The sequence below is a fragment of the Sulfurimonas sp. HSL-1716 genome (assembly GCF_039645975.1).
Lineage (GTDB): Bacteria > Campylobacterota > Campylobacteria > Campylobacterales > Sulfurimonadaceae > Hydrocurvibacter > Hydrocurvibacter sulfurireducens.
This window is the reverse complement of record NZ_CP147918.1, coordinates 760711-779873: the sequence shown is the minus strand read 5'-3', so window position 1 is coordinate 779873 and position 19163 is coordinate 760711. Positions and strand designations below refer to the sequence as shown.

Sequence of the window (19163 nt, the reverse complement as noted above, 5' to 3'; positions counted from 1 at the left end):
TTAATGAAAAGGCCTAAGCCTGTTGACAAAAATACGCATTCAGTCAGCCCCACGGTAATTTGCGCCATTCCGATATGCAAAAACACGATGATACTCTCGATATCATCGGCTGCACAGCTTCAAGGAATATCCTAAAAAACATGCTAGAGAAGATATCCTCGCAATACAAAGAGTTAAGAGAAATAGATCAAAATTTTAAACAAATAAAAGAGGAAATTCGATGAAGAGACCATTGCTGTTATCTGCCTTATTATCAAGTATGATTTTTGCTCAAGACTTGAAAACAACGCTTCAAGAGGTTATACAGACCAATCCCGATATCATAGAACGGGCAAAAAACTACAATGTCACAAAAGAGGACATTACCGTTGTTAAATCCGGGTATTACCCCAAACTCAATCTTTCACTGGGTATAGGTAAGGAAAAAAACGACCAATACGACAGACCGGGACTTGCCGATGCAAATACGAATTTCTCCGTTTATGAAAACTCCATTTCACTGACCCAGAACATTTTCGACGGTTTTTCTACGACATATCAGTTACAAGAGCAAAAAGCCCGAACGATTTCCGCAGCATACAGCTACATCGAAAAAGTAAACTCCGTTTCATTTTCTACGGTCAGTGCATATTTGGAACTTATGAGGAACAAAGAGCTTTTACAAACATCAAAAGAGAATGTAAAAATAACCGACGAGATATTTAAAAAAGTACAAAAACTCTACGATTCCGGTCTGACCACGTTATCCGAGGTCAACAAGATTCAATCCTCTCTTTCTTTGGCAAAAGCCAACTATGTCGTTCAAAAGAACAGCCTTATGGACGCCAAATTCGTCCTGCAGAGATTTTTAGGAAGGTATCTTGACCCGGACAAAATGCAAAAGCCGGAACTTGACGTCGCACTGCCAGCTTCAATGGAAGACGCTGCACAAAAAGCGATACAAAACAACCCTTCGATTCTCGTCGCAAAATACAATATAAAACTGGCACAGGCGACTTACAAAGAGAAAAAAGCACCTTACTATCCCTCAGTCGATCTTGAAGTCTCACAATCGATGAACAAAAACCTAAGCGGTATAGAAGGTCATAACGATACATTCAGGGCGATGGCGTACGTAACATACAATTTTTTCAACGGTTTTGCAGATCAGGCGAATCTGCAAAAAAGTATCAGCCAGATACATCAAGAGGTTCAAAATAAAAGCTCCCTGCGCAGACAAGTCATTCAAAACCTCAATCAGGCATGGACCTCCTATAAAAATCTAAAAGAGCAGCTGGAAGATTTAAAAGAGTACAAAACATACAGTTTAAAGACGCTGACTCTATACTCAAAAGAGTATGATCTTGGAAGACGCTCTTTGCTCGATCTTCTCTCCGCCCAAAATGATTTTATAGGTTCAAAATCACAGATCATCAATAATGAGTACAACCTTTTGCTTGCAAAAGCCAGAATCCTTGATGCGATGGGAGGACTTGTAAATGCCGTACTTACGAATAGCGACGTAAACTATTACGGTTCCGTCGGATTACATGGCGCTAAAGCGGAGAATAACGATACCGTCTTGATCTCGTATGACAGAGACAATGATCTTATCGTTGACGACAGCGACCTCTGCGACAACTCCCTTTCAAAAGAGATGAAAGATATCTACGGCTGTTCGTTCAAAGATACCAATATCTCCGTTATCGAAAGATATTCTCCATTTACGTTTGAAGATGATTCCGCAGAGCTCACTAACAGCGGATCAAAAAGGCTCAATGCCCTTGTAAAACAGCTCAGTCCATACGGATTGAAAAAAATAAAACTCACGATCATCGGTAATACCGACAGTGACGACCTGAGTCAAAAAGAGATCTCCAAACTCTCTGAGAAAAGAGCCAAATCGATCGCGGCTCTCTTTGAAAAAGAAGGTGTTTTAAAAGAGAATATACAACTATTGTCCAAAGGAAACGAAGCTCCGCTGGTGAGCGATGAAACATCACAGGGCAAAGAAATGAACAACAGAGTGGATATCATAGTAAAAAAATTGAAATAGCAGGGGAGAAAATACGTGGCAATTGTATCTTATGAAAATCTAAGGATGGACTCTCTTCTTGATTGTCTGGTTTTATTTACAAAACTTTATCATAAACCATACTCCGCAGAAGCCTTAACGGCAGGACTTCCTATAGAGATGGGCAAAGAGACTCCCGAACTGTTTTCCATAAATAACTCTAAAGGGCTTTTTTCCCGTGCCGCCGAAAGAGCCGGACTAAAATCCTCTTTAATAAAAAGACCCCTGCAGCAGATTTCGCCACTTCAACTCCCTATGATCATTCTTTTATCGAATCAGGGCGCATGCATACTCGACAGCTTTAACAAGGAGCGCACAGAAGCCAAGATAATCATGCCTGCCGAAGAAGCGATAGAACAGTGGGTAGACATAGATACGCTTGCCGATGAATATGTCGGTTACGCCTTCATGATAAAAAAAGCCTTCGAATACACGGACGAAACATCAAGAACGCTTCAACTAAAGCAAAAACACTGGTTTTGGAGTACTGTAAAACTCTCTTTTGGCATATATAAAGATGTGATCCTCGCTTCTTTGCTCATAAATCTTTTTGTCCTTGCAAGCCCTCTTTTTACCATGAACGTCTACGACAGGGTCGTGCCAAATAATGCTATGGAGACCCTTTGGGTTTTTGCCATAGGTGTCACCATCGCCTACAGTCTTGATACGTTCTTAAAGTTCACTCGTACCTACCTGCTTGAAATGGCCGCCAAAAAAAGCGACATTATCATGTCTTCTATCGTCTTTGAAAAGGTCATGAATCTTAAAATGGCGTTTCATCCCACTTCTGTAGGTTCTTTTGCCAGTAACATAAAAGATTTCGACGCTATAAGAAACTTCTTGACAAACGCAACGATGGCAGCCGTCATAGATCTTCCCTTCACCATTATTTTTCTTGCCGTTATCAGCTATATCGGCGGAACGATAGTGTTTATACCTATAATTACCATGGGTATCATTTTAAGTTATGCATTTTTTATTAAAAAACCTCTGCGCAAAAGTATCGAAAGCACGCATGAAGCAAGTGCGAAAAAAAGTGCGATCTTGATAGAAACCCTGAACAACATAGAGACGTTAAAAACTTTAGGAACGTTAAACTTAGCGCAATGGCAATGGGAGGAAGCAACGGGAGAGATAGCGTCGCGCGGATTAAAATCCAGACTGCTCTCGGCCTCCATCCCCACCATAACACAATTTCTCATCCAGCTCAATACGGTAATGGTCGTAGTTTACGGAGCTTATCTCATAAAAGATTTTGAACTCTCGATGGGTGGGCTCATAGCGGTCGTGATCCTAACAGGCAGAACTCTTGCACCTATGGGACAGGTCGCAGGGCTGATGACAAACTATGAAAACACTAAAACATCGTACAATACGATAAACGAGATTATCTCACAACCAAGCGAAAGACCCGCGGGCAAAAAATTTGTCGAAAAACCTGACTTTAAAGGGACCATCGAGTTTAAAGAGGTGACATTCAAATATCCGGGTTCGGATGTCGAAGTACTGAAAAACGTATCTTTTCAGATCAATCCCGGCGAAAAGGTGGCTTTTATCGGCAGGATAGGCTCTGGAAAAAGCACCATCTTAAAGCTTATCCTCGGACTCTACGAGCCAGACAGCGGACAAGTGCTTATAGACGGCATCGATATCAAGCAGATAGACCCTGCCGATCTGCGAAAAAACATAGGATACGTATCACAGGACATTATGCTCTTTCGGGGAACGCTAAAAGAAAACATTACATACAGGGCAACACATGCAAACGATGCGGCTATGATCCGAGCCGCGCGAATCAGCACAACGGCAGAGTTTGTGAAAAAACATCCTAAAGGTTACGAGATGCCGGTAGGCGAACGAGGTGCAGGACTTTCGGGAGGTCAGAGACAAAGCATAGGCGTAGCGCGCGCATTTTTGCTTGATTCGCCGATAATGCTCTTGGACGAACCTACAAATGCAATGGATCAGATAACAGAAGCCAAACTGCTAAACAATCTGCAAGAGACATTACAAGAAAAAACATCTATGTTTGTAACACAAAAAATGGCTCTTTTAAAGATCGTAGACAGAGTAATCGTCCTAAATGACGGAAAGATCATTGTCGACGCACCGAAAGAGGAAGCATTAAAACAGTTGCAGGGAGGCAGTTCCAATGGCTAATAACGAGTTTAACGAAAGAGACTATGAGTTTATGCAGAGCCTCAGTGCCGCCATTTTGGAAAAAACTCCTTCAAGAATAAGCAGAGTTTTAAAGATATGGCTGCTGACTATCGCCATAGCGATTATCTGGGCTTCATTTGCATCGATAGACGAAATAACCAGAGGAAGCGGCAAAGTCATTCCCTACGGACAAAATCAAAAAATACAAAATCTTGAAGGAGGTATAGTCGAATCAATAATGGTGCATGAGGGAGATGAGGTCAAAAAAGACCAGATTATCTTGAAGATAAACAACTCAAAATCCACTTCGACCGCTACATCCAACGTCATTAAACTCACGGCGTTAAAAGCAAAAAAACTGCGTTTGCAGGCAGAGGCGAATCTTTTACCTTTTCACATGCCTCAGACCGACGATGAAACTTTCAAGACTCAACTGACATTGGAAAACAAGCTGTACACCTCGGATATGGAGGAGTATAAAGCAAAAGACGATTCTCTTGTCGATCAGATCGAACAAAAAAAACAGGAGTATAGAGAAGCTCTTGACAGCATCGACAATATCACAAGATCCCTCCGTTATGTGCAAGAAGAGATCGAAATGACCGCTCCTATGGTAAGAGAAGGGGTCAAATCAAAAGTGGATTTTTTGAAACTAAAACGCGAAGGCAACGACATTACACAAAAACTCGATGCCGCCAAATCGTCTCTTCCGAGGCTTAAATCGGCTATCAGCGAATATAGGAACAAAAGAATAGAAGCAAAACAAAAATTTGTCAACGACAAAAGAGAAGAGCTGAACAAAGCAACTTCCGATCTGGAAGGTTTAAGCGCCGAGCAGGTCGCATTTACGGATCAAGTCAACAGAACGCTTGTGAGATCTCCCGTGAACGGGATCGTTCAAAAACTTTTTATAAATACCGTCGGAGGGGTTATAAAACCGGGGGATGATCTGGTTGAAATAGTTCCGACAAGCGAGAAGCTTTATCTAGAGGTCAAGATAAAACCGACAGACATAGCATTCATACATCCGGGTGCAGAAGCACAAGTGAAATTCACGGCTTATGACTACGCCATCTACGGAGGGCTTGTCGGAAAAGTGGTCAATATCAGCCCCGACAGTATTACAGATGAAAAAGACAATACCTATTATCTTATAAAAATAGAAACCGCCAAAAATTATTTAGGAACAAAAGAGCATCCTCTCAAGATCATCCCCGGAATGGTGGTCAACGTCAATATTGTAACCGGCAAAAAAACGGTGATGGAATATATTTTGAAACCTATCCTTAAATCGAAGCAGTATGTCTTTACGGAGCGATAAAATGCAAACGATCCTATTTTTCAGTTACGACTATACTATGCTGCAAGAACTTGAAAAAAAAGAGGATCGCCACCCTTTTGAAAGTTTTGATAATGAAGCCGGGCTTATTGCATATATCAAAGAGAACCCCGACTCGATCGTAGTAGCCGATTACGACAGTGTTTCACATGAGGTCAACGATTGGATATCTTCTGACAAAGCTCCAAAAAATCTGATCATCCTTGAAAAAGTACCCACTCTCGCTACAGGGAGATTTTTAATCTCTCACGGCATAAACGGATATGGAAACTCGCGAATGCAAAAGGTACATTATACACAGATGATCGAAACCGTAAGCAGTTCGCAAATATGGACATATCCAGAACTCACAGCAGCTCTTGTAACGTTAAATTCAAACATGATCAATGCCGATGCAAAACCGCTTATACAAAGACTTTCCGATAAAGAAAAGGAAGTCACTTTTTATATATTAAACGGATTTACCAATGCGGCTATCGCTAATAAAATGGATATCTCGACAAGAACAGTCAAAGCGCACGTGAGTTCTATATTTCAAAAGCTGCATGTCAACGACAGAGTTTCATTAGTTCTTTTATTGAAATAAACATATAGAGCACATTAACTGTGATCTACATGTATTTGCGTGTTGATCTCGACGGTTACACTATGTCCGTCATCCGTTGTTCCCGTGTATTGGTGATACGTAGCATCTGTTGCCGTATCTGTTACGATATTATCTCCTAAATGCCATGTCGTATCCGCTTTTCCGTCACCGTTTGAATCATTATTGAGCGTTACAGTGTCATGAGTATCGCCGTCGATCGTTAAAGTATTGTTATTGTCAGTAATATCAAGTACGTCACCGAGCGAGACAGATACGTTTTGAGCACCGTTTCCTAGATCCAAAGATTCTATATTATGAACATTATGAACTATATTTCCAAGATCGAGGTGCATATCTCCGTCGTACATCAATATATCGAACCCGCCGACCGTACTTTGCATCGTAGCTTCATGACCGGTACTGCTTTCAGTCGAAGTAACGGACGCAGTAATTGCATCAAGATGAGTTGTGTCAATTTGACTATTGCTTATTAGAGTAGCATTGACATTCCCTCCTTCATCGACGCTAAGAGTGTAACTCCCGTCACTATTTGCATTTAAAGTATTGCCGTCACTATCTGTTAAAGTAGTGCCGTCTGGAAGATTGTCAATAGTTATATTGCTTAATGTTTCACTGCCATCTGTATCCGTAAGTCCTGCATTTAACGTTACATCATATTGATACTGTGTGGATGTTTGATCCCCTTCAAAGACAATATTTTCAATATTCGATATGGTTGACGGATCACCTTGTATAGTACCATTATCGTCCACTTTATAAATAGAAAATTCGCTATTATCCGAATTACCTGTTCCATTTTTATTTAACGTATTGTAATCATTAAATGAAATCTCGTTATGATTACTGTCAAAAATCTTATAGTCACTTGAAGTTCCTGTAAAATACAATGTATCCGTTCCGCTACCACCATCTATTTTTACATTATTATAGTTACTATTACTATTTAACTGTATCTTATCGTCACCACTTCCTAGATCAATTGAACCGGTATAGCTAGTCGTATCACTATTAGAATCTCCACGATGACTGTGTGAGTCTCCATGATAACTATCTGAATCATCATCTGAGCTACTAGTTGTTACTCCTTGGAAATTACCGTCTATTTGTACGATATCATTGCCTTGCCCCATATTTATTACGCTACCGTCAGCATTCCCGCCAATGATCAAGCTATCGTCACCACTTCCAAGATCGATAGTTTTATCGTTTGCACTATATTTTATATTAATATTATCATCACCGCTGCTTGTAGAGATAGAAGAAGCATTCATATTATCGATATCCAAAGAGATATCTGTACTTCCGTGCGATGTATAATCACTATCTAAATTCGTGCCCCCTGTTTCATGAACTTCTATATCATTAAATATATTACCTAAACTATTTTCTACTACCTGTTCTGCTCCTATATCAATACTCAATGTCGGTACTTCAGCCGTTACATCATTTGCCGTAAATACTCCGCTGTTAACATCATATTTTCCATCGGCAAAATCTATTGTCTCGATATTTCTCAGCTCGTTGACATCACCTATACCGTTACCGTCGCTGTCCGTTGAAACTTTTTCGGTTATTATCGTATTGCCGTTTGCATCTGTCGTGATCGTATAATCAGCTACATTACCGTTGAAAACAGCAGTATCATTACCATTTCCGCCATCGATGACAAGATGGTCATTCGCATCATTGTCATTTATATGTATAGTATCATTTCCTCTTCCCATCATCGCATAATCATCAGTCACTTCCGTCTCGGCATTTGACCATGTACCATGCCAGTAATGAGTAGTATTCGTTTCATCCGTCTGATTTCCTGCCGTGTCTGTTTCGGTAACTTTAAAAAACTCATTGTCGTTTATCGGAGTGCCATCAAGATTACTGATATCCGTACTCCATCTACCGTCTGTTCCGACTGTTGCCGTAGCAACAGGATTATTGTCTTCATCATATAATGTGATCGTATTTCCTGCTTCAGCACCCGTACCGCTCATAGTTATAGAAGTAAAATCACCATTATTATCGACTATATTCGTAATAGCGAGCTTATCCATTTCTGATGCCACCGTATCAACAGTGATACTTTGCGTAGTCTGTGCGCTGTTTCCGGCTGTGTCTGTTGTCGTGATAGTGAGGTTTTGAGTTCCGTCTGCAAGCTGGCTTGTCGTAACAGAGTATGTACCGTCAGTTCCGACTGTCGCAGTTCCTACTGTCTCACCCGCCGCATTGGTAATAACCACCGTTGCTCCGGCTTCGCCTGTTCCGTTGATTGTCGGTGTGTTGTCGCTTGTAATAGTATCAGTCGCAGATGCACCAGTATCGCTAGCAGCAGCGATATCCGCCGTCGGTGTCGCTATGCCCGTATCAACAGTGATACTTTGCGTAGTCTGTGCGCTGTTTCCGGCTGTGTCTGTTGTCGTGATAGTGAGGTTTTGAGTTCCGTCTGCAAGCTGGCTTGTCGTAACAGAGTATGTACCGTCAGTTCCGACTGTCGCAGTTCCTACTGTCTCACCCGCCGCATTGGTAATAACCACCGTTGCTCCGGCTTCGCCTGTTCCGTTGATTGTCGGTGTGTTGTCGCTTGTAATAGTATCAGTCGCAGATGCACCCGTATCGCTAGCAGCAGCGATATCCGCCGTCGGTGTCGCTATGCCCGTATCAACAGTGATACTTTGCGTAGTCTGTGCGCTGTTTCCGGCTGTGTCTGTTGTCGTGATAGTGAGGTTTTGAGTTCCGTCTGCAAGCTGGCTTGTCGTAACAGAGTATGTACCGTCAGTTCCGACTGTCGCAGTTCCTACTGTCTCACCCGCCGCATTGGTAATAACCACCGTTGCTCCGGCTTCGCCTGTTCCGTTGATTGTCGGTGTGTTGTCGCTTGTAATAGTATCAGTCGCAGATGCACCCGTATCGCTAGCAGCAGCGATATCCGCCGTCGGTGTCGCTATGCCCGTATCAACAGTGATACTTTGCGTAGTCTGTGCGCTGTTTCCGGCTGTGTCTGTTGTCGTGATAGTGAGGTTTTGAGTTCCGTCTGCAAGCTGGCTTGTCGTAACAGAGTATGTACCGTCAGTTCCGACTGTCGCAGTTCCTACTGTCTCACCCGCCGCATTGGTAATAACCACCGTTGCTCCGGCTTCGCCTGTTCCGTTGATTGTCGGTGTGTTGTCGCTTGTAATAGTATCAGTCGCAGATGCACCCGTATCGCTAGCAGCAGCGATATCCGCCGTCGGTGTCGCTATGCCCGTATCAACAGTGATACTTTGCGTAGTCTGTGCGCTGTTTCCGGCTGTGTCTGTTGTCGTGATAGTGAGGTTTTGAGTTCCGTCTGCAAGCTGGCTTGTCGTAACAGAGTATGTACCGTCAGTTCCGACTGTCGCAGTTCCTACTGTCTCACCCGCCGCATTGGTAATAACCACCGTTGCTCCGGCTTCGCCTGTTCCGTTGATTGTCGGTGTGTTGTCGCTTGTAATAGTATCAGTCGCAGATGCACCCGTATCGCTAGCAGCAGCGATATCCGCCGTCGGTGTCGCTATGCCCGTATCAACAGTGATACTTTGCGTAGTCTGTGCGCTGTTTCCGGCTGTGTCTGTTGTCGTGATAGTGAGGTTTTGAGTTCCGTCTGCAAGCTGGCTTGTCGTAACAGAGTATGTACCGTCAGTTCCGACTGTCGCAGTTCCTACTGTCTCACCCGCCGCATTGGTAATAACCACCGTTGCTCCGGCTTCGCCTGTTCCGTTGATTGTCGGTGTGTTGTCGCTTGTAATAGTATCAGTCGCAGATGCACCCGTATCGCTAGCAGCAGCGATATCCGCCGTCGGTGTCGCTATGCCCGTATCAACAGTGATACTTTGCGTAGTCTGTGCGCTGTTTCCGGCTGTGTCTGTTGTCGTGATAGTGAGGTTTTGAGTTCCGTCTGCAAGCTGGCTTGTCGTAACAGAGTATGTACCGTCAGTTCCGACTGTCGCAGTTCCTACTGTCTCACCCGCCGCATTGGTAATAACCACCGTTGCTCCGGCTTCGCCTGTTCCGTTGATTGTCGGTGTGTTGTCGCTTGTAATAGTATCAGTCGCAGATGCACCCGTATCGCTAGCAGCAGCGATATCCGCCGTCGGTGTCGCTATGCCCGTATCAACAGTGATACTTTGCGTAGTCTGTGCGCTGTTTCCGGCTGTGTCTGTTGTCGTGATAGTGAGGTTTTGAGTTCCGTCTGCAAGCTGGCTTGTCGTAACAGAGTATGTACCGTCAGTTCCGACTGTCGCAGTTCCTACTGTCTCACCCGCCGCATTGGTAATAACCACCGTTGCTCCGGCTTCGCCTGTTCCGTTGATTGTCGGTGTGTTGTCGCTTGTAATAGTATCAGTCGCAGATGCACCCGTATCGCTAGCAGCAGCGATATCCGCCGTCGGTGTCGCTATGCCCGTATCAACAGTGATACTTTGCGTAGTCTGTGCGCTGTTTCCGGCTGTGTCTGTTGTCGTGATAGTGAGGTTTTGAGTTCCGTCTGCAAGCTGGCTTGTCGTAACAGAGTATGTACCGTCAGTTCCGACTGTCGCAGTTCCTACTGTCTCACCCGCCGCATTGGTAATAACCACCGTTGCTCCGGCTTCGCCTGTTCCGTTGATTGTCGGTGTGTTGTCGCTTGTAATAGTATCAGTCGCAGATGCACCCGTATCGCTAGCAGCAGCGATATCCGCCGTCGGTGTCGCTATGCCCGTATCAACAGTGATACTTTGCGTAGTCTGTGCGCTGTTTCCGGCTGTGTCTGTTGTCGTGATAGTGAGGTTTTGAGTTCCGTCTGCAAGCTGGCTTGTCGTAACAGAGTATGTACCGTCAGTTCCGACTGTCGCAGTTCCTACTGTCTCACCCGCCGCATTGGTAATAACCACCGTTGCTCCGGCTTCGCCTGTTCCGTTGATTGTCGGTGTGTTGTCGCTTGTAATAGTATCAGTCGCAGATGCACCCGTATCGCTAGCAGCAGCGATATCCGCCGTCGGTGTCGCTATGCCCGTATCAACAGTGATACTTTGCGTAGTCTGTGCGCTGTTTCCGGCTGTGTCTGTTGTCGTGATAGTGAGGTTTTGAGTTCCGTCTGCAAGCTGGCTTGTCGTAACAGAGTATGTACCGTCAGTTCCGACTGTCGCAGTTCCTACTGTCTCACCCGCCGCATTGGTAATAACCACCGTTGCTCCGGCTTCGCCTGTTCCGTTGATTGTCGGTGTGTTGTCGCTTGTAATAGTATCAGTCGCAGATGCACCCGTATCGCTAGCAGCAGCGATATCCGCCGTCGGTGTCGCTATGCCCGTATCAACAGTGATACTTTGCGTAGTCTGTGCGCTGTTTCCGGCTGTGTCTGTTGTCGTGATAGTGAGGTTTTGAGTTCCGTCTGCAAGCTGGCTTGTCGTAACAGAGTATGTACCGTCAGTTCCGACTGTCGCAGTTCCTACTGTCTCACCCGCCGCATTGGTAATAACCACCGTTGCTCCGGCTTCGCCTGTTCCGTTGATTGTCGGTGTGTTGTCGCTTGTAATAGTATCAGTCGCAGATGCACCCGTATCGCTAGCAGCAGCGATATCCGCCGTCGGTGTCGCTATGCCCGTATCAACAGTGATACTTTGCGTAGTCTGTGCGCTGTTTCCGGCTGTGTCTGTTGTCGTGATAGTGAGGTTTTGAGTTCCGTCTGCAAGCTGGCTTGTCGTAACAGAGTATGTACCGTCAGTTCCGACTGTCGCAGTTCCTACTGTCTCACCCGCCGCATTGGTAATAACCACCGTTGCTCCGGCTTCGCCTGTTCCGTTGATTGTCGGTGTGTTGTCGCTTGTAATAGTATCAGTCGCAGATGCACCCGTATCGCTAGCAGCAGCGATATCCGCCGTCGGTGTCGCTATGCCCGTATCAACAGTGATACTTTGCGTAGTCTGTGCGCTGTTTCCGGCTGTGTCTGTTGTCGTGATAGTGAGGTTTTGAGTTCCGTCTGCAAGCTGGCTTGTCGTAACAGAGTATGTACCGTCAGTTCCGACTGTCGCAGTTCCTACTGTCTCACCCGCCGCATTGGTAATAACCACCGTTGCTCCGGCTTCGCCTGTTCCGTTGATTGTCGGTGTGTTGTCGCTTGTAATAGTATCAGTCGCAGATGCACCCGTATCGCTAGCAGCAGCGATATCCGCCGTCGGTGTCGCTATGCCCGTATCTATTGTCACATTTTGAGAGATAGAACCTGTATTTCCTGCCGCATCGGTAGCAGTAACCGTCAAATCGTTAGAACCTTCCGGTAATTCTGACGTAGTGATATAATAATTACCTGAATGATCCGCAACACCGCTGCCCACAATATTGCCGCTTGCATCTGTTATTATCACGGCAGCACCTGCTTCTGTCGTACCGATAATAGTAGGCGTATCTATATTGGTAATAGTATCCGTGGTACTATTTGAATTGGATGAATTTTCTAAACTTGAAGTAAGTCCGCTTAAACTCACATCTTTATTAAATAGATTATTTTGTAATGCTATTGTATTTATGTTTGAATCGAGATTGCTTTTGTCGTTTACATCAAAAGAAGATTGTGCTATATGAGGATCTCTTAATGAAGCGTTTATATTTAAGAAAACATTATTTATATCTATCTTATGAAAATCCGCTTTTAGTCCTATCTCATGGAAATCCGCTTTTACACTGTCTGTAGATTCGACCATCGATACACCATCTGTTCCGGCAGCCGTTTGAATATCGTCGATATTAACATCAGCACCATATTTGGTAATAATATTCGTTATTGAATCATGATTGCTAGCTACTTCATCTTGAGAAAACGGCTCGGACGACAAAGATGCATCAAAAAGCTGTGCATTATCACCAAGCAGTACGATATCCGTTCCGTCTGTTCCCGTGACGATTATACTGTCGGTGGAAGAATTCGATTTATCACCGATAACAATCTCACCTTCCAAGATTTGATCGCCTTTTGTCAGAACCCTCAAAGAACCGTCTGCACTTTTTGCATAAAACTTACCGTCTATACTTTCTACTTTTCCAATAACTGCCGCCATCTCAGACTCCTCATATACAATTAATCAACGCTATAATAAAATAATAAAGCAAATTAAGATATTGTACTCGGGTACAATCCTAGGCTATGAAAAGATAAAAAGATGCAAATAAGAGAAATAATATTGACCGAGCTATATACGGCATATGAAATATTACAACATGAAAAAGAAGAGATAAGTTATAAAGAGTTCGAAGATTTAGTCTATGAGATGAAAAAAGAGAATTATAAGATTATAACTCTCATTGATGATAATAGAGCCACGACGTACGCCGGCATAAAAATAGAAACAAATCTAAAATATAAAAAACATTTACATATATACGAGCTTATAAGCATAAAAGATAAAAAAAATCTTCAATATACTATGGAGATGTTATCTTATCTTATAGATTTTGCAAAAATGAACCTATGCAAAAATATATTGTTTTCTTTTAATGAAAGCGATAGTGAATTAAATCTATCAATTATTAAAAACGGATTTCAAAAGGCAGAATCACTCTACATAAAAGAGGTAAAATAAGCGTTATAAAAAGAGAGAGTTGATTGTAAAGATTTGAAAGGAAGGATAAATCCGATAACTAGGCGGCGACCTACGTTTCCACACCTGAAAGGTGCAGTATTATCAGCGATGGGAGGCTTAGCTTCTGGGTTCGGAATGGGGCCAGGCGTTTCCCTCTCTCTGTAGCCACCTAGACAATCGGATATAAAAGCACCGGGATGCGCTTATATCCAACTGCTTGGACTTGAGGAGTTTATTATCAAAGTCAACATTTACAACAACAGACCGCTTTGCTTATACTAAGTAAGGCAGTGAGCTAAAAAAAAGACGAACGTACTATTAGTACTGGTCAGCTAAACAGATTACTCTGCGTACACATCCAGCCTATCAAGCTTGTAGTCTTCAAGCGTACTTCAGGGAAAGTTCATCTTGGAGTTGGCTTCCCGCTTAGATGCTTTCAGCGGTTATCACATCCGTGCGTAGCTACCCAGCGATGCTCTTGGCAGAACAACTGGTGCACCAGTGGCACGTCCAACCCGGTCCTCTCGTACTAGGGTCAGCTCTCCTCAACTTTCCTACGCCCACGGAAGATAGGGACCGAACTGTCTCACGACGTTCTGAACCCAGCTCGCGTACCGCTTTAAATGGCGAACAGCCATACCCTTGGGACCTGCTCCAGCCCCAGGATGCGATGAGCCGACATCGAGGTGCCAAACCTCCCCGATGTGAGCTCTTGGGGGAGATCAGCCTGTTATCCCCGGCGTACCTTTTATCCTTTGAGCGATGGCCCTTCCACTCAGAACCACCGGATCACTATGACCGTCTTTCGACTCTGCTCGACGTGTTTGTCTCACAGTCAGTCCGGCTTATGCCATTATACTCTACGAAGGATTTCCAACCCTTCTGAGCCGAACTTTGTAAGCCTCCGTTACTTTTTAGGAGGCGACCGCCCCAGTCAAACTACCCACCAGACATTGTCCTCGCACGAGATAATCGTACCAAGTTAGCTATCAGAATATCCAAGGGTGGTATCTCAAGGATGCCTCCGTAAAAACTGGCGTTTCTACATCAACGGCTCCCACCTATCCTGCACATGGATATCCCAATAGCAATGTCAAGCTATAGTAAAGGTGCACGGGGTCTTTCCGTCTTTCCGCGGGTAGGAGGAATTTTCACCTCCACTACAATTTCACTGGATCCCTGGTTGAGACAGCTCCCATCTCGTTACGCCATTCATGCAGGTCGGTATTTAACCGACAAGGAATTTCGCTACCTTAGGACCGTTATAGTTACGGCCGCCGTTTACTTGTGCTTCAATTCAATGCTTCGCAGAGCTAACAAATCCTTTTAACATTCAAGCACCGGGCAGGCGTCACACCCTATACATCCTCTTACGAGTTAGCAGAGTGCTGTGTTTTTGGTAAACAGTCGGGAGGGACACTTTGCTGCGGCCTTTGATCGCTTTGGAGAGTAAATCTCCTAACGATTAAGGCACACCTTATACCGAAGATACGGTGCTAGTTTGCAGAGTTCCTTAACCAGGGTTCTTCCACGCGCCTTAGAATACTCATCTCACCCACCTGTGTCGGTTTACGGTACGGGCAACGGCTGTTCTCGCTTAGAGGCTTTTCTCGGCACGACAGTATCAACGATTCAACCCGCTCTCCGAAGAGATTGGATTGCCTGTCAGGTCTCGGATTCGCGATAAGCGGATTTGCCTGCTTATCATCCTACACCCTTCGAGCCACTATTCCATCAGTGACCTCGTTTAACTCTATGCGTCCCCCCATCACTCAAATGAACAACCGTCGGTATCGGAATATTAACCGATTTGCCATCGTCTACCCCTTTCGGACTCGACTTAGGTCCCGACTAACCTACGATGACGAGCATCGCGTAGGAAACCTTGGGTTTACGGCGAAGGGAATTCTCATCCCTTTTATCGCTACTCATGCCTGCATGCTCACTTCCAAACGCTCCACCACTCCTTGCCGGTATGGCTTCTACGCTGTTTGGAACGCTCTCCTACCACTCATAGTAAACTATGAATCTAGAGCTTCGGTGTACATCTTAGCCCCGTTATATTTTCGGCGCAGAATCGCTAGACCAGTGAGCTGTTACGCTTTCTTTAAAGGATGGCTGCTTCTAAGCCAACCTCCTGGTTGTCACAGCAACTCCACATCCTTTTCCACTCAGATGTAACTTTGGGACCTTAGCTGCTAGTCTGGGTTGTTCCCCTCTTGACGATTGATTTTATCACCCACCGCCTGACTCCCGAGGTTGCACATACAGTATTCGGAGTTTGATAGGGTTTGGTACCGCGGTAGGCAGCCCTAGCCCTGTCAGTGCTCTACCCCTGTATGCTAATGCTCGAGGCTATACCTAAATATATTTCGGAGAGAACCAGCTATCACTGAGTTTGATTGGCCTTTCACCCCTATCCACAAGTCATCCCGAGACTTTTCAACGTCAATGGGTTCGGTCCTCCACTGGCTCTTACACCAGCTTCAACCTGCTCATGGATAGATCACTCAGTTTCGGGTCTGCAGCATCTGACTATGTCGCCCTATTAAGACTCGCTTTCGCTACGGCTTCGCGTTCGCTTAACCTCGCCAGATACCACAACTCGCAGGCTCATTATGCAAAAGGCAGTCCGTCACACTTATATAATAGTGCTCCGAATGATTGTAAGCCATAGGTTTCAGGTTCTATTTCACTCTGCTCACCGCAGTTCTTTTCACCTTTCCCTCACGGTACTGGTTCACTATCGGTCTGGTAGTAGTATTTAGGATTGGAGGGTGGTCCCCCGGCTTCAGTCAAGATAACACGTGTCCCGACCTACTCTGGATCCTGCTGGCTTATCGTCGATTTCGATTATGGGGCTATCACCCTCTATGGCCCATCTTTCCAAATGGCTCATCTATCGACTCAAATACCGTATGCAGTCCGCAACCCCTAGTGCAAGCACCAGGTTTGTCCTAATCCCATTTCGCTCGCCGCTACTTTGGGAATCTCGTTTGATTTCTCTTCCTGAAGGTACTGAGATGTTTCACTTCCCTTCGTTCGCCCCCCGTAGGGTGACATGACTCGCGCCATGCCGGGTTGCCCCATTCAGAAATCCCCGGATCAAAGCTTCTTGGCAGCTCCCCGAGGCTTTTCGCAGCCTAGTACGTCTTTCATCGCCTCTACCAGCCAAGGCATCCACCTATGGCCCTTAATATCTTTTTTTTATATGATACGTTATCCGAACAAAGTCCGAATACCTACGTTAACACTGGGTTTACTTCAGCAGTAAGCTCATCGCACTAGTGCGATTGGACTCTCTGTCGAAGAGAACTTAGCGTTAGCGCAGCCTAAGGAATTACTTCCTTTGGCGTACTATTCTAATTTGCGCTCACTGCCTTACTTAACATAAGACAGCGATCTGTTGTAGTTGTTATTTCAAAAATAAACCTTGTTTATTCTTTACTTTAGTTGACTTTGACAATATTAATTTAATGAACTCTTCTTAGACTTTTAAAGTCTAACACTAAACCTACCTCTGTAGGTCTGGTGTTAAACTTCTTTATTCTCTTCTTCATTTTTCAAGTACTATAACTCAAAAATGGTGGGCCTAAGAGGACTTGAACCTCTGACCTCACCCTTATCAGGGGTGCACTCTAACCAGCTGAGCTATAGGCCCGAGAATAATCGGTCGATATGTGAAATAACATAGATCACTGAAAACTAAGCAAGCAGACAACTGAACAACTAACATTTTTTTCTCGTGTGAGATTTTCTTTATATTGAGCATATCAAACGAATGATATCTCTTTACTCTAGAAAGGAGGTGATCCAACCGCAGGTTCTCCTACGGTTACCTTGTTACGACTTCACCCCAGTCGCTAATTCCACCGTAAGCGGTAGCCCCCCGAAGGTTAGCTTCCCGATTTCGGGTGAAATCAACTCCCATGGTGTGACGGGCGGTGAGTACAAGACCCGGGAACGTATTCACCGTAGCAATGCTGATCTACGATTACTAGTGATTCCAGCTTCATGCTCTCGAGTTGCAGAGAACAATCCGAACTGAGAGACGCTTTAAGAGATTGGCTCCACCTCGCGGTATCGCAACTCTCTGTACGCCCCATTGTAGCACGTGTGTAGCCCTGGCCGTAAGGGCCATGATGACTTGACGTCGTCCTCACCTTCCTCCTCCTTACGAAGGCAGTCTCGTTAGAGTGCTCAGCCAAACTGTTAGCAACTAACGACGAGGGTTGCGCTCGTTGCGGGACTTAACCCAACATCTCACGACACGAGCTGACGACAGCCGTGCAGCACCTGTTTTCAAGTTCCCCGAAAGGCACTACCGTATCTCTACAGTATTCTATCAATGTCAAGGCCAGGTAAGGTTCTTCGCGTATCTTCGAATTAAACCACATGCTCCACCACTTGTGCGGGTCCCCGTCTATTCCTTTGAGTTTTAATCTTGCGACCGTACTCCCCAGGCGGTTCACTTAATCCGTTTGGTGCATCACCGAGATGACAAGCATCCCGACGACTAGTGAACATCGTTTAGGGCGTGGACTACCAGGGTATCTAATCCTGTTTGCTCCCCACGCTTTCACGCCTTAGCGTCAGTTATGTTCCAGGAGATCGCCTTCGCTTTCGGTATTCCTAGTGATATCTACGGATTTTACCCCTACACCACTAATTCCATCTCCCCCTCCCATACTCTAGGCTCCCAGTTTCAAGTGCAGTTCTACAGTTAAGCTGTAGGATTTCACACCTGACTTGACAACCCGCCTACGCGTCCTTTACGCCCAGTGATTCCGAGTAACGCTTGCACCCTCCGTATTACCGCGGCTGCTGGCACGGAGTTAGCCGGTGCTTATTCATGAGCTACCGTCATTATCTTGACTCATAAAAGGAGTTTACACACCGAAATGCGTCATCCTCCACGCGGCGTTGCTGCATCAGGGTTCCCCCCATTGTGCAATATTCCTCACTGCTGCCTCCCGTAGGAGTCTGGTCCGTGTCTCAGTACCAGTGTGGCGGATCATCCTCTCAAACCCGCTACCCGTCATTGCCTTGGTGAGCCCTTACCTCACCAACTAGCTGATAGGATATAGTCTGATCCCAAAGCGAAAAAACATTTCCCGTTTAAGCTTCTGCTTAAAAGGTGTATCCAGTATTAATCACCGTTTCCAGTGGCTATCCCGGTCTTTGGGGCACATTAACTATATATTACTCACCCGTGCGCCACTAATCCTAAGAGCAAGCTCTTATTCATCGTTCGACTTGCATGTGTTAAGCACGCCGCCAGCGTTCACTCTGAGCCAGGATCAAACTCTCCATAATTGAATTATTTGAACCAAAGCCCAAGATAAAAATCATTGGCTTTATTTTTTAAAAAGTATCCATTTAATAAATAGTATTAAATAGACGGTTATGTTATAGTTATCTTTAAGTAAACTTCCGACA

7 protein-coding genes, 1 tRNA gene and 3 rRNA genes are annotated in these 19163 nt (G+C 44.9%); 6 read left to right on the top strand and 5 right to left on the bottom strand.

Annotated features, from left to right (window positions below; genetic code table 11):
- Positions 1-3: 3 nt before the first annotated feature.
- The 5 genes from WCY03_RS04045 to WCY03_RS04025 all read left to right on the top strand — a co-directional run bounded on the left by WCY03_RS04045 (position 4) and on the right by WCY03_RS04025 (position 6138).
- A complete protein-coding gene (locus WCY03_RS04045; protein ID WP_345993710.1) occupies positions 4-135 on the top strand; it encodes a hypothetical protein in 132 nt (43 codons plus the stop codon).
- A gap of 85 nt (positions 136-220) precedes the next feature.
- Positions 221-2035, top strand: coding sequence for a TolC family outer membrane protein (locus tag WCY03_RS04040; RefSeq protein ID WP_345993709.1), 1815 nt, complete (start codon positions 221-223; stop codon positions 2033-2035).
- A 45-nt stretch (positions 2036-2080) separates the two neighbouring features.
- On the top strand, positions 2081-4213 hold the full coding sequence (locus WCY03_RS04035; RefSeq protein ID WP_345994062.1) for a type I secretion system permease/ATPase: 2133 nt from the start codon (positions 2081-2083) through the stop codon (positions 4211-4213).
- Positions 4206-5534: an HlyD family type I secretion periplasmic adaptor subunit gene (locus tag WCY03_RS04030; protein ID WP_345993708.1), complete on the top strand. Its 1329-nt coding sequence runs from the start codon at positions 4206-4208 to the stop codon at positions 5532-5534. Before WCY03_RS04035 ends, WCY03_RS04030 begins: the two co-directional genes overlap by 8 nt.
- Position 5535: 1 nt before the next feature.
- Complete coding sequence (locus WCY03_RS04025) at positions 5536-6138, top strand: LuxR C-terminal-related transcriptional regulator (protein WP_345993707.1); 603 nt, start codon at positions 5536-5538, stop codon at positions 6136-6138.
- 14 nt (positions 6139-6152) lie between these two features.
- On the opposite strand, the gene WCY03_RS04020 is transcribed toward WCY03_RS04025, so the two are convergent.
- On the bottom strand, positions 6153-13202 hold the full coding sequence (locus tag WCY03_RS04020) for an Ig-like domain-containing protein (protein ID WP_345993706.1): 7050 nt from the start codon (positions 13200-13202) through the stop codon (positions 6153-6155).
- A 102-nt stretch (positions 13203-13304) separates the two neighbouring features.
- On the opposite strand from WCY03_RS04020, the gene WCY03_RS04015 reads away from it, so the two are divergent.
- Positions 13305-13724, top strand: a complete 420-nt coding sequence (locus WCY03_RS04015; RefSeq protein ID WP_345993705.1) for a GNAT family N-acetyltransferase — start codon at positions 13305-13307, stop codon at positions 13722-13724.
- 57 nt (positions 13725-13781) lie between these two features.
- Here WCY03_RS04015 and rrf read toward each other — a convergent pair.
- The 4 genes from rrf to WCY03_RS03995 all read right to left on the bottom strand — a co-directional run bounded on the left by rrf (position 13782) and on the right by WCY03_RS03995 (position 19040).
- Positions 13782-13897, bottom strand: a 5S ribosomal RNA gene (gene rrf, locus WCY03_RS04010).
- A 124-nt stretch (positions 13898-14021) separates the two neighbouring features.
- A 23S ribosomal RNA gene (locus tag WCY03_RS04005) occupies positions 14022-16931 on the bottom strand.
- Between the two features lie 377 nt (positions 16932-17308).
- Positions 17309-17385, bottom strand: a tRNA-Ile gene (locus WCY03_RS04000).
- 140 nt (positions 17386-17525) lie between these two features.
- Positions 17526-19040 (bottom strand): 16S ribosomal RNA (locus WCY03_RS03995).
- The 16S, 23S and 5S rRNA genes sit together here with 1 tRNA gene alongside, the layout of an rRNA operon.
- Positions 19041-19163 lie beyond the last annotated feature (123 nt).